Below are 13,164 nucleotides of genomic sequence, written 5' to 3' on the forward strand. Positions count from 1 at the left end.
ATGGAGCGGGTGATGAGAATCGAACTCACAACATCAGTTTGGAAGACTGAGGTTTTACCACTAAACTACACCCGCTTATTAATCAAATATTAACTTATTTTTACAACTTCTTTATTTTAATATTTTTTTTTTGAAATGTCAATACTTTTTATGAAAAATTATTTTCATAATCAAAGTTGTAATTAGTGCTTTGGTTAAGCTTTTTTATTATATATTATTTATCTTTTCATGTCAATACTACTTTTTCATTTTTTTTTATTTTTATATAGTTATTATATGTGAGGGGTCTTAATATTGTATGAAAAAAACTACTCCTTGCTTACTTTTTTCTTATCAAAGAGTAGTTTTTTTAAAAAAAATTAGTATGTTCTTATTGGTAATAAAATTTGAATAATATCTTTTTTGTTATCTGCAGGTTCCATTTCAAAAGAAGATAGGGGACCTGAACATTTTATTTTTATTTTTTCAGAATTTATAGCTTGAATGGCTTCTTTTAAATATTTAGCAGAAAGATTAATTTTTATTTCTTCTGTATTTAATTTACCTTCGCAGAAAACTTCTTCTTCTGCTGTTCCTAATTCTTTAGAAGAAGAGTGAACTTTCATATTATCATTTCTTATATTTAATTTTATTACGTCATTTTTTTCATCTTTGTTTATTAAGGAAACTCTATCAATTGCATCATAGAAGTTTTTACTGTCTATTTCTATTAGGTTTTCATATTCTTTTTTTAGAATACTGTCAGTATTAGGATAATTTCCATTTATTAATAAGACACTATATTTTATATTTTCGAAAATAAATAAAATTCTATTATTTTCATAAAAAATTTCAACAAAACCAGATTTTTGTTCTATAATTCTTTGAACATATTGAAGAGCTTTTTTAGGTATTATTATGTTAAAACTTTTTTCTTTTTCTATATCTTTTAAAATTTCTCTTCTTTTACTTAATCTATATGAATCTGTTGCTAAAGCATCTAAAATTCTTTTATTTAGTTTAAAGTTAACTCCTTCTAAAATAGGTCTTTGATTGTTAGAGGCTGTACAAAATATAGTTTCTTTTATTAAAGAATTTAATAATTTTGTTTCTAAAATTATTTTGTTTTCTTTATTTATTTCAGGAAATTCAGGATATTCTCCTTCTTCATAACCTTGAATATTAAATTCAATATTTTCACTTTTTATATTTATTTTTTTGTTTAAAGATTCTATTTGTATTTCATTTGATGGAAATTTTCTTATTATATCTATAAAGTTTTTAGATGGAAATACACTTTCTCCTTCTTCTATAACTTCTATTATTTGTTCTTTATCGTTTTTTGCCTTTATTTCATATTCTACTGAAACTAAGGAGTCACTAGCTTTTAAGGTCATTTTTTCTTTTGTTAGTTCTACTTTTATACCTTTTAAAATTTGAAAAACAGGGGTAGGAGATATGACTCTAGCTACTTGAGTTACTCCTTCTAAAAAATAATTTTTTTTAATTGTAAATTTCATAAATATCTCCTTTATATATTATATTTTATTTAATAATAATAATAAGTGTTTTTAAAACTGTGGAAAAATGAAAAGAAAAGTGAAATTAAAATAAAAAGATTTTCAAAAAACTGTGGAAAACTTTGTTGAAAACTCCTATGTTTTTAAACAGCTTATATTTTTTTTAATTTTTCTTTTATATTTTCTATATCATTTAATATATTATTTGTATTTTCTAAAATCATACTTGATATTTTGCTATTTGAGTAAAATATAGATGAGTGGTCTTTATTAAAAAGTTTACCTATTGCTGGTAGTGATAAATTAGTTAGTTCTCTACATAAATAGATTGCTATCATTCTAGCATTAACAATTTCTTTATTTCTTTTTGAAGAAAGTATATCATCTACAGAAATTTTATAAAAATCTGATGTGACATTTATAATATCTTCTGGGGTTATATTTTTTTTGATATTTTTAACTCTATGTTTTATTATATTTTCTACCATACTGAGAGTTATATTAGCAACAGAGGTAGATTTAAATTTTATTTCTTTTAATATTCCTTCTATTTGTCTAATATTACCAGAAATATTACCAGAAATATAGCTTATTATAGAGTCGTCTAAAGAAATATTATTTTTTTTACATTTATATTTAATAATAGCTACTCTTGTTTCATAATCTGGAGGAGTAATATCGGCTAAAACTCCAGAATCAAATCTTGAAACAAGTCTATCATCTAAGCCGTCAAGGTCATTAGGCTCTCTATCACTGATAAGAACAATTTGTTTTTGATTTAAATAGAGTTCATTAAAGGTATGAAAAAATGCAGTTTGAATACCTGTTTTTCCAGAAAGAAATTGAATATCATCTATTAATAAAGCATCAACTTCTCTATATTTTTTTCTAAATTCTTCGGCTGCATTTTTATTTTTGTTACCTATTTGAATAGAATTAACATAATCATTTAAAAATTGTTCAGAAGTGACACATTTAACTTTATATCCAGGGTAATTATCAACAAGTTCGTTACCTATTGCGTGTAAAAGATGAGTTTTCCCCAGTCCCACCCCTCCATAAATAAAAAGAGGATTATGTTCTCCAGGAGCAACGGTACAAGAATAAGCTAAATTATAGGCATGAACATTACCTTCTCCAACAACAAAATTATCAAAAAGAAATTTTTTATTTAAAGAAGATTTATCATAATTATAATTTAAAGCGTCTTTTGGTTTTGTATAAGATTTATCAGAAAAATGCTGTTTAGAAAAAATATTTTGGACACCAGAAGGCTTATCCTTTGAAAAAAAATTCTCCAAAATAACATCTTCGGTATTTTTATAGTGATTTTTCTTACTTTCTTTAATTGTAGTTTTATCATCTTCTAGATAATTATAAAAAAGATTAAATTCTACACTAGTAGAGCTTTTTATAATTTCTTTTATTTTAATATCAAAAAAATTTTGAAGATATTCAGAAATAAGAAGATTAGGACTACAGATAGTAACAATTTTCTTCTTCATATCTACAAAATCTATAAAATTAGGTTCAATCCAAGTGGAAAAAACTTCCGGATCAACCTCAGTTTTTAATTTTTTAATAATAATTTCCCATAAAAAATTAGAATTACTCATAACGCCTCCTACTTTTAAAAAAAGTATATCATAAAAAAAAGTTATCAACAACCTTTTGAAAAACTTTTAAAAACTGTTGAAAAAAGAGAAGAAAGTTTTAAACAGTTTGTGGAAAAATTGTAGAAAATTGTTAAATTTATTTAAAAAATTAAAAACATTTCAAAAACTTAAAAGAAGAATCAAAAGAATTTAACAGACTTTTTAACAACCTGTGGAAAAATATAATTTTGTTATTTTTAAATTGTTAATAACTTGTATAAAAACTTTAAAAAACAAAAATTTCTTGTTTAAAATTTTTAAATTATCAAAATAGATATAAATAATTTTTTAAAAGAAATAAAGATTTTTTATAAAAAATATTCAATAAAAAATTTGATTTTTAAAAAGAAATGTGGTAGTATTTTATAGTTATTACATCTATAGATAAAAAAAAACCAAAAAAACTCGAGGAGGATAAAATGAAACGTACGTATCAACCTAATAAGAGAAAACATTCAAAAGTACATGGTTTTAGAGCTAGAATGAGTAGCAAAAACGGAAGAAATGTTTTATCAAGACGTAGAGCAAAAGGAAGAAAAGTTCTTTCAGCGTAAAGATAAGAGAAGTTTAGAACAAAAAGTTTTAAACTTCTTTTTTTTATTATTTTAAGAAAAAATTTTTAATAATATTTATTGTAAAAAAATAATTAAGCTGTTAAAATATGGAAAGAAAGGTTTAAGATGAAAAAAGAATATAGAATAAAAAAAGAAAAAGACTTTCATGACATTATAAAAACTAAAAAAAATTTTGCTAATAAACATTTTGTAATATATTTTAAGAAAAATAAAGAAATTAAACATTTTAGAGTAGGGATATCAGTAAACAAAAGAGTTGGAAAAGCTTTTAAAAGAAATAAATTAAAAAGATATGTAAGAGAATTTTTTAAATATGAAAAAAATAAAATAGAAAACTATGATATTGTTGTTATTATAAGAAAAGAAGCAACAAACTTAGATTTTGAAAATTTTTATAATTCTTTAAAACACGTTTTAAAAAAGAAAAAATTATTAAAAAAAGAGGGGAAAAATGAAAAAATACACATATAAAGCAGAAAATGTAGATGAAGCAATAAAAAAAGGATTGGCTGATTTAAATTTATCAGAAGAAAATGTAAAAATAGAGGTAGAAGAAGCTGGAAGTAAGGGCATACTTGGTCTATTTAAAAAAGAGGCTATAGTAAAACTAACTCCTCTTAAAACAGATTATATAAAGGAAGATTTTAAAAAAGAGAAAAATAAAATATCACCAAAAGTAGTAGAAGAAAAAAAAGAAGTAAACTGCTGCCAAGGTAAATGTGATAAAAAATGTAAAAAAGAAGAAAAAAAACTTGAAATAAATATTAATAAAAACGATATAAATGAAGATGTAGAAAAAAACAATAAAAATGTTGTAGATACTAATGATAAAAAAATAAAAGAAGAACAAGAAAAAAAAGAGGATAGAATAGTAAAAAATAAAGAACAAATTTTAGACTATATGACTAAAATTGTTCACTCAATGGGGTATAAAAGTGCAAAACTTCTGTTTGAAGAAGAAGGAAATAGAAATTATAAAATAAAAATAACAGAAGTAAAGGACACAAGCCTTTTGATAGGAAAAAGAGGAAACACATTAAATTCTCTTCAATATTTAGCAAATAATTATGGAAAAAAATTCACAAAATTTTATTTTAGAATAAATTTAGACTGTGATGACTACAGAGAAAAAAGAAAAGAAGTTTTAGAAGAACTAGCAATAAATATGGCTAAAAAATCAAAAAAATTATCTAAACCAATAAAATTAGAACCTATGACAAGTTTTGAAAGAAAAATAATTCACAACGCATTAGCTGATATAAAAAATGTAAAAACTATTTCAGTTGGAGAAGAACCTCATAGACATTTAATAATAGAGGCATATTAATGACAAAGAAAAAAATCAAAAAAGTATTAATAGTAGAAGATAGTGAATACTATAGAAAAAGAGCAAAAGAAATAGTAGAAAAACAAGGATATAAGCCTTTCCTTGCAGAAAATGGAATAGAGGGAGTAGAATTATATAAAAACATACTACCAAATTACACCATAATGGACATTTGTATGCCGATTATGGACGGCATAGAAGCAACAAAAGAAATTATAGACTTTGATAAAGAAGCAAAAATAATAATTTGTAGTAGTGCAAACTTTGTTCCAACATATAGAAAAAGAGCAATAAAAAATGGAGCAAAAGCATTTTTGCAAAAAAGTTTTTCGCAGGAAGATTTAAAACAAATAATAGAAGAAATAAAATTAGAAGATATTCAATAAAAAGGTACAGTTTTACTGTACTTTTTATATAGGAGAAAAAAATGAAAGAAACAATAGCAGCAATATCAACTTCTCTAGGAGAAGGAGCTATAGGAATTGTAAGAATGAGTGGAGATGAAGCTTTTTTAATAGCTGACAAAATAGTAAAACTAGCAAACAGAAAAAAGATAGTTGATATAAAAAGTCACACAATAAGTTATGGTCACGCAATAAATCCTAAAACCAGTGAAACAATAGAAGAAGTAATGTTAGTAAAAATGAAAGCCCCAAAAACATATACAAGAGAAGATATAGTAGAAATAAACTGTCATGGAGGGATAGTTACAATTCAAAAAATATTAGAACTATGTTTGCAAAACGGAGCAAGAATGGCAGAGCCAGGGGAGTTTACTAAGAGGGCATTTTTAAATGGAAGAATAGATTTATCTCAAGCAGAAGCAGTAATCGACTTTATAAAAAGTAAAACAGAAGAAGCAAGTACGATAGCAAACAGCCAAATGCAAGGTAGGTTATCAAACTTAATAAAAAATCTAAGAAAAAAATTATTAGATATAATAACAGTTATAGAAGTAAACATAGATTACCCAGAATATGATGATTTAGAAAAAGAAACAACAAAAACCGTATTAGAAAAATCAGTATCAATAAAAAAAGAATTGGAAAGTCTTTTAGAAACCTCAAAACAAGGAAAAATAATAAAAGAAGGACTTAACACAGCAATTATAGGAAGACCTAATGTAGGAAAAAGTTCTCTTTTAAATAACTTGCTTCAAGAAAACAAAGCAATAGTAACAGACGTAGCAGGAACAACAAGGGATATTTTAGAAGAATATGTAAATATAAAGGGAGTTCCATTAAAACTAATAGACACAGCAGGAATTAGAGAAACTGATGATATTGTGGAAAAAATAGGAGTAGAAAGAAGCAAAGAAACTATAAAAAAAGCAGACTTGGTTTTATTTTTACTAAATAGCAATGAAAAATTAACAGAAAAAGACATAGAATTATTTAATATGATAAAAAATAAAGAAACAATAGTGATATTAAATAAACAAGATTTAGAGAAAAAAATAGAAATAGACAAAGTAAAAAAACTTATAAAAAATGCCACATTAATAGAAACATCTATGACTACATATAAAGGTATAGAAGAATTAGAAAAAGGAATAAAAGACAAATTCTTTGGTGGAAATATAAGAGCAAAAGATGTAACATATATATCTAACGCAAGACAAAAAATACTAATAGAAAAAGCCCTAAAAAGTTTAAATGAAGCAATAAATTCAGCAAAACAAGGACTGGAAATAGACATGGTTTTAATTGATTACAAAAATTGTTTTACCTTTTTAGGAGAAATAATAGGAGCAAACGCAAACGAAGAGTTATTAAACGAATTATTTAGTAGATTTTGTTTAGGAAAATAAAAAAGTTACACGTGAAACAAAGAGAAAACAAGGAGAAAAAATGAAAAAAATTAAAATGATTAGCTTTAACGTAAATGGATTAAGAGCTATAGTAAAAAAGAATTTTGAAGAAGATTTTAAAAAAATAGATGCAGACTTTTTTTGTCTGCAAGAAACAAAAATGCAGGCGGGACAATTAGATTTGGAGTTTGAGGGGTATTATAGTTATTTTAACTATGCAGAAAGAAAAGGGTACTCTGGCACGGCAATATATACAAAACACAAACCACTAAGTGTAAGGTATGGAATAGGTGAAGAAAAGCACGACACAGAGGGACGAGTAATAACTTTAGAATATAAAAACTTTTATTTTATTACAGTTTACACTCCTAATTCAGGAAGTGAATTAAAAAGATTAGATTATAGAATGGACTGGGAAAATAGTTTTAAAAACTACCTATTAGAACTTAACAAAGAAAAAGGGGTAATAATTTGCGGAGATTTAAATGTTGCTCATAAAGAAATAGACCTTAAAAATCCAAAATCAAACACAAAAAATGCAGGATTTACAAAAGAAGAAAGAAACAAATTCACTTCACTTTTAGAAAGTGGCTTTATAGATACTTTTAGATATTTTTATCCAGATAAAAAAGAAATCTATAGCTGGTGGAGCTATAGATTTAATGCTAGAAAAAATAATGCAGGATGGAGAATAGATTATTTTGTTTCTAGTAAGGATTTAGAAAAATACTTGGTTGACGCAAAAATACATAATGATATTTTTGGAAGTGACCACTGTCCTGTAGAATTAGAAGTTGACGAAAAAATATTAAAATAAAAGTCCAAAAGAAACTTTAATATATTCAAATAAATAAACAAGACAAGAAAGGGTAAAAAATATACTAGCAATAAGGAAAAACTTGCTATTTCTTTTAGAATAAAGTAAAAAAGTATAACAAGCACAAAAACAAGAAAAAATTGATCTAGTGACTACGTTGTCAGTTCCTTTTAAAAAATCAATAGTTAAAAAAATAAAAACTAAGATAAAACAAAGAGCGAAAGACAACTCTATACCACTATATTCAGAAAGTTTTTTTCTTTTAGAAAAATGTTTATTCATAGAAACTCCTTTTAAATTAAAATTCAAGTTAAGTTTATAATTATTATCTTTTTTTGTCAAATGACACGCAAAATTGTCAAGATACAAAAAACTGTCAAGACACAAAAAATTGCAAAATCACAAAAAAATATCAAACAAAAAATGCAAAAAAGAAAAAAGGTTTTTTAAAAAAAATTTTAGAAAATCTTTTTTTTGTTTTTTCATTATTATTTTCAAAAAAAGAAGAAAAAGATAATAATTTTACAATAATATTACTATTCAATATGTCCATATATATATATATATATATAATGTAAAGAAACATCCAAAAACTTAAAAAGTTAAATATATTTCTTGCTTACTCAGATAAAAGAATGTTATAATTTTAGTGGGAGAAAATAAGTTTAAAAAAGTATTTAAGTAAAAAAATAGGAGGATTAATTAATGAATAATAAGAGAATGAAAGGTGATATAAATAATATCACAGGAGAAAAAATAAATCGCTATTCAATTCGTAAAGTAAGTTTTGGAGCTGCAAGTGTAGCTGTAACAGCCCTTTTTATGTTTTTGGGAGGTACAAGTGCTCAGGCAGCAGACAATAACAATACAAACGTAGCTAAAGAAAAAATAACAGTAGAAAAATCACAAGAAAATAAAAAAGAACAAGAAAAAGAAATAAAAAATAAAGAAAAAGCAAAAGAAAATAAAAAAGAACAAAATATACAAAATATAGAAGAAAAATCACAAGAAAATTTAAAAAAAGCAGTCGAAAGTAATGAAAACAAAGCGAAAAAAAGAACAAAACGTTCGCTAGATGCAGAAGATAGAGCGTCAACAGATTTAGATGAAGCAGCAAACAAAGTTTTTGAAGCTCCTAAAGATGATGCAAGTGTCGAAGAGTTAATTTCAAAATTAAAAAATCTAGCAAACAGTGTAGAAAATAATAGTAAAATTCAAAATATGGACAAACTGGGAAATGAAAAACAAGTTAATCCCGGGGAAGTAAAAGACATTACTGAATTTGGTGGCTGGAAAGCTATTTCTGCAGATGGAAAAGCTGGGAAATTTGCAATAGCTAGAAAAACTGACAAAGGAGTTTTCCCAATAGAAACTATTAACACAGTATGGAACTCAAAAAGAAATGAGTATACAACTTGGATTATAGAACAAGCTTTTGAAAGAAATGGAGATTATATGCTTTTCTTATCAGAAGTAAGAACCCAAAAAACACAAAATGAAGAAACGTTTGACGGTCAGGCGTATAAAAAATCTGGAGAACCAGGATATATGGCAAAAGGACTTAAAGGCTTTAATGGAATTGAGAAAACATTTAAAGCTTATTCTAAAGAGAATGGTTCTAGGGTAAAAATATCATTTAAAACTGGATACTCAGGTGATATAGAAGGGTTTAAAGCTAAATATAAAGTAGAAGTTTTAGTAGAAAAAGACGGAAAACTTGAAACTATTTATACAGCAAAATTTTCTCCAGTAGAAAATAAAAAGAATGCTGAAATGACCGTGACTGCTGCAAAAGACGGAAGCAACAATCCGAAATCTATAACGGTTACTGCTAGTGAAGCTGGTGATAGAGATAAAATGAATGAAAAATTAGCAGCTAATAAACCAAATGGAACAGCAGGAACTTTCACAAGTAGGGATATAGATTTACCTGAAGGAATAACTCAGTACACTGTAAGAATAAGTGCCGAAAATAATCAACTTTTAGGTATGGGATACCAAGCTCTTAACAAACACTATGCACTGCCAATTTCAGGACTAGATTTTTCTATAAGTCAGGATACAAGCAAGGTAGCAAAAAATCTTTTGCAGAAAATATATGATAAACTTATTGCCTCAGAGAAAAAAGACACAAGAGGGAAAACAGAAGAATCTATAGAAAAATATAAACAAGAATTAGAAAAAATAAAAAATATTTTAAACGAGCCAAACTTAAAACTAACAGATGAATACAAAAAATCTTTAAATTCTATTTTGGAAAAACAAAAAGAATTAAAAGTAGATAAAAAAGCCCTGATAGCATTAAAAGATGAACTAAGCGGTTTAGTAACGACAATATCTACCAAAGGAAAAACACCTTCAACAGTTGCAGAATATGACAGGGCAAAAGCAGAAGCTGAAAAAGCAATAGAAGAAGCTAAAGCACTTATAGATAAAGAAAATGCCACAGTAGAAGAAGTAGAACTTGCAGTAGCAAAAGTAAAAGAGAAAAAAGCACTTCTCCAAAAAAGAGAAGCCTTACTAATAGACTCAGCGACACAAGACCAAAAAGAAGATTTACAAAAAGCAGAAGAAAGCCTTAAAAAAGCAGATACAAAAGACAAAACACCTAATAGCATAAAAGAATATGAAACAAAATATAATGAAATTTCAGCTGAAATAGAAAAAGCAAAAGAAAAAGCAAAAGAGCTTCTAAAAAAAGGTGAGGAACTAACAAAAACAGAAGCAGGAGAATTGCAATTAAAAATAGCTGAATTTAAAGCAAAATTAGCAGAAGCAAAAACTTTACTAAAAGATAAAGCAGATAAACGCGAATTAGAAAAAGAAAAACAAGCTTTAGAAGAGTTAACAAAAGAAGAAGACGTAGTAAAAGGAAAAACAAAAGCAACTTCAGATGCTTATAACTTGGCAAAAACAGAAGCTGAAAAAGAAATAGCAGAAGCTAAAAAAATAATAGAAGATGACAATATTTCTGCAGAAGAGGTAGCAAAAGAGCTAACAAAATTAAAAGCAAAAGAAGCAGAACTAAAAGTAAAAAAAGCAAGTTTAGTAGACTCTATAACAGAAGAGCAAAAAGAAAAATTAAACAAAGCAGATGAAGATTTAAAAGAAGCAAACCTAGACGGAAAAACTCCAGAAAGTATAACAAAATACAATGAAGAAGTAGCAAAACTAAACGCAGAAATAGAAGAAGCCAAAGCAGAAGCTAAAAAAGTATTAGCAAAAGGGGAAGAAGCTACAAAAGAAGAAGCAAGTGAAGCTATATCAAAAGTAAAAAGGCTAAAAATAAAATTAACAGAAGCAAAAGCAAAACTAAAAGATAAAGTAGATAAAAAAGCGTTAGAAGAAGCTAAAAAATCTCTAGAAAAATTAACAGAAGAAAAAGATATAGCAAAAGGAAAAACAAAAACAACTTCAGATGCTTACAACGTAGCAAAAGGACTAGCTGAAGCAGAGTTAGACGAAGCAGAAAAAGTAATAAAAGATGACAATGCGTCAAATGAGAAAGTAATAGAAGCATTAACCAACCTAAAAATAAAAGAAGCAGATTTAAAAATAGCAAAAGCAAGTTTAGTAGACGCTATAACAGGAGAGCAAAAAGCAAAATTAAACAAGGCAGATGAAGAGCTAAAAGAAGCAGATACAAAAGACAAAACTCCAGAAAGTGTACAAAAATACAAAGAAAAAATAGCACAGCTAAATGGAGAAATAGAAAAAGCTAAAGAAGAAGCTAAAAATATATTAAATAAACAAGATGATGCAACAAAATTAGAAGCTGGAGAAGCCCTTTTAAAAATAGCAGAAGTTAAAGAAAAAATAGCAGAAGCTGGAAAACTTTTAAAAGACCAAGTAGACAAAACATTGCTAAAAGAAGCTAAAAAAGCTCTAGAAGAATTAACAGCAGAAAAAGATGTAGAAAAAGGAAAAACTCCTTCAACAGTAGAAAAATATAAAAAAGCCAAAGAAGCAGCTGAAAAAGAACTTGAAGAAGCAAAAACTGTAATAGAAGACCTAAACGCAACAGACGAACAAGTAAAACAAGAATTAGAAAAATTAAATAATAAAAAACAAGAGTTAGCAGGAGCAAAAGCAGCTTTAGTAGAGTCTGCAGAAACAAGTGAAAAAGAAAAACTTCAAAAAGAAGTAGACAGCCTTCAAAAAGCAAATCTAGACGGAAAAACTCCAGAAAGTATTAAACAATACGAAGAAAAATATAAAGAATTAGAGCAAGAACTAGAAAAAATAAAAACAAAAGCAAAAGAAATTTTAGCTAAAGGAGAAGAAGCTACAAAAGTAGAAGTAGCAAAAGAAAATAAAGAAATAGCTAAAATAAAAGAAAAATTAGCAGAAGCAGAAAAACTCTTAAAAGACAAAGCAGATAAGAGAGAATTAGAAGTAGCAAAAGACGCTTTAGACAAAGAAATAAAAGATGAAGCAGAAACAGATGACAAAACACCTTCAACAGTAGAAAAATATAAAAAAGCACTAGAAGAAGCTAAAGAAGCACTAGCAGAAGCTAAAGGAGTAATAGCAGATGAAAATGCGTCAGAAGAAAAGGTAGCAGAGGCATTAGAAAAAGCAAATAACAAAAAACAAGAATTAGAAGCGGCAAAAGCTAATTTAATAGAAGCAATAACAAAAGAACAAAAAGAAGAGTTAGCAAAACAAGAAGAAGAATTTAAATTAGCAGATACAAAAAACAAAACTCCAGAAAGTATTACAAAATACAAAGAAGAAATAGGAAAAATAAATACTGAAATAGAAGAAGCTAAAGCAGAAGCTAAAAATATTTTAACTAAAGGACAAGAAGCTACAAAAGAAGAAGCTGCTAAAATAATAGAAAAAACAAGAAAAATAAAAGAAAAACTAACAAAAGCAAGTACAGTTCTAAAAGATAAAGCAGATAAAAAAGAACTAGAAAAAGCAAGAAATCTTTTAGATGAATTAACAAAAGAAAAAGATGTAGAAAAAGGAAAAACAAAAACAACTTCAGATGCTTACAATATAGCAAAAGGACAGGCAGAAGAAGTATTAGATGAAGCAGACGCAGTAATAGCAGACGAAAATGCGTCAGAAGAAAAGGTAGCAGAAGTATTAGGAAAAGTAAATGACAAAAAACAAGCACTAGAAAGAGCAAAAGCAGCCTTAAAAGACGCTATAACAAAAGAACAAAAGGGCGAATTAGCAAAAGCAGAAGAATATCTAAAACCAGCAGACACAGAAGGTAAAACAAACGAAAGTATAAAAAAATATAAAGAAGAAGTAGCAAAACTAAACGATCAAATAGCAGAAGCCAAAGAAGAAGTTAAAAATATTTTAGCAAAAGGTGATGAAGCAGAAAAACTAGAAGCAGAAAAAACACTTCTAAAAATTAAAAACTTAAAATTGCAATTAGCAAAAGCAGCTAATTTATTAGAAAATAAAGTAAGCGAAAATTTAAAAGAAATAGCAAAAGAAGAAATAGACAAAGCCTTAGCTGAA

10 protein-coding genes and 1 tRNA gene are annotated in these 13,164 nt (G+C 26.4%); 7 read left to right on the forward strand and 4 right to left on the reverse strand.

Annotated elements, in window-relative coordinates; translation table 11 throughout:
- Position 1 precedes the first annotated feature (1 nt).
- The 3 genes from HMPREF1871_RS05170 to dnaA form a co-directional block, all read right to left on the reverse strand.
- A tRNA-Gly gene (locus HMPREF1871_RS05170) sits at positions 2-75 on the reverse strand.
- A gap of 284 nt (positions 76-359) precedes the next feature.
- Positions 360-1,499 (reverse strand): DNA polymerase III subunit beta, encoded by a 1,140-nt coding sequence (gene dnaN / locus HMPREF1871_RS05175; protein WP_066130819.1) that lies wholly within the window; start codon positions 1,497-1,499, stop codon positions 360-362.
- 152 nt (positions 1,500-1,651) lie between these two features.
- A complete protein-coding gene (gene dnaA, locus HMPREF1871_RS05180; protein WP_066130822.1) occupies positions 1,652-3,115 on the reverse strand; it encodes a chromosomal replication initiator protein DnaA in 1,464 nt (487 codons plus the stop codon).
- A gap of 458 nt (positions 3,116-3,573) precedes the next feature.
- On the opposite strand from dnaA, the gene rpmH reads away from it, so the two are divergent.
- From rpmH to HMPREF1871_RS05210, 6 genes are all read left to right on the forward strand, one after another.
- A complete protein-coding gene (rpmH, locus tag HMPREF1871_RS05185; protein WP_066130823.1) occupies positions 3,574-3,708 on the forward strand; it encodes a 50S ribosomal protein L34 in 135 nt (44 codons plus the stop codon).
- Between the two features lie 126 nt (positions 3,709-3,834).
- Positions 3,835-4,200, forward strand: coding sequence for a ribonuclease P protein component (rnpA, locus tag HMPREF1871_RS05190; protein WP_066130831.1), 366 nt, complete (start codon positions 3,835-3,837; stop codon positions 4,198-4,200).
- On the forward strand, positions 4,181-5,056 hold the full coding sequence (gene jag / locus HMPREF1871_RS05195) for an RNA-binding cell elongation regulator Jag/EloR (protein ID WP_066130833.1): 876 nt from the start codon (positions 4,181-4,183) through the stop codon (positions 5,054-5,056). The genes rnpA and jag overlap by 20 nt, the downstream gene beginning before the upstream one ends.
- Entirely contained in the window at positions 5,056-5,442 is a 387-nt protein-coding gene (locus HMPREF1871_RS05200; protein ID WP_232297379.1) for a response regulator, read from the forward strand. The genes jag and HMPREF1871_RS05200 overlap by 1 nt, the downstream gene beginning before the upstream one ends.
- A 41-nt stretch (positions 5,443-5,483) precedes the next feature.
- Positions 5,484-6,866 (forward strand): tRNA uridine-5-carboxymethylaminomethyl(34) synthesis GTPase MnmE, encoded by a 1,383-nt coding sequence (mnmE, locus tag HMPREF1871_RS05205; protein ID WP_066130835.1) that lies wholly within the window; start codon positions 5,484-5,486, stop codon positions 6,864-6,866.
- A 49-nt stretch (positions 6,867-6,915) separates the two neighbouring features.
- The gene (locus HMPREF1871_RS05210; RefSeq protein WP_066130923.1) at positions 6,916-7,683 is read left to right on the forward strand and encodes an exodeoxyribonuclease III; all 768 of its coding nucleotides are present in this window, start codon (positions 6,916-6,918) and stop codon (positions 7,681-7,683) included.
- On the opposite strand, the gene HMPREF1871_RS06525 is transcribed toward HMPREF1871_RS05210, so the two are convergent.
- The gene (locus HMPREF1871_RS06525) at positions 7,675-7,965 is read right to left on the reverse strand and encodes a DUF6442 family protein (protein ID WP_066130837.1); all 291 of its coding nucleotides are present in this window, start codon (positions 7,963-7,965) and stop codon (positions 7,675-7,677) included. The genes HMPREF1871_RS05210 and HMPREF1871_RS06525 overlap by 9 nt on opposite strands.
- A gap of 423 nt (positions 7,966-8,388) precedes the next feature.
- On the opposite strand from HMPREF1871_RS06525, the gene HMPREF1871_RS06210 reads away from it, so the two are divergent.
- On the forward strand, positions 8,389-13,164 hold a 4,776-nt coding region (locus HMPREF1871_RS06210; protein WP_066130840.1), incomplete at its 3' end, for a YSIRK-type signal peptide-containing protein.

This window comes from Gemelliphila asaccharolytica (genome assembly GCF_001553005.1).
Lineage (GTDB): Bacteria > Bacillota > Bacilli > Staphylococcales > Gemellaceae > Gemelliphila > Gemelliphila asaccharolytica.

Coding starts and splice junctions, on each gene's coding strand:
- rnpA (WP_066130831.1), top strand. CDS start 3,835: ATGAAAAAAGAATATAGAATAAAAAAAGAAAAAGACTTTCATGACATT.
- HMPREF1871_RS06525 (WP_066130837.1), bottom strand. CDS start 7,965: ATGAATAAACATTTTTCTAAAAGAAAAAAACTTTCTGAATATAGTGGT.
- mnmE (WP_066130835.1), top strand. CDS start 5,484: ATGAAAGAAACAATAGCAGCAATATCAACTTCTCTAGGAGAAGGAGCT.
- HMPREF1871_RS05200 (WP_232297379.1), top strand. CDS start 5,056: ATGACAAAGAAAAAAATCAAAAAAGTATTAATAGTAGAAGATAGTGAA.
- dnaN (WP_066130819.1), bottom strand. CDS start 1,499: ATGAAATTTACAATTAAAAAAAATTATTTTTTAGAAGGAGTAACTCAA.
- rpmH (WP_066130823.1), top strand. CDS start 3,574: ATGAAACGTACGTATCAACCTAATAAGAGAAAACATTCAAAAGTACAT.
- dnaA (WP_066130822.1), bottom strand. CDS start 3,115: ATGAGTAATTCTAATTTTTTATGGGAAATTATTATTAAAAAATTAAAA.
- jag (WP_066130833.1), top strand. CDS start 4,181: ATGAAAAAATACACATATAAAGCAGAAAATGTAGATGAAGCAATAAAA.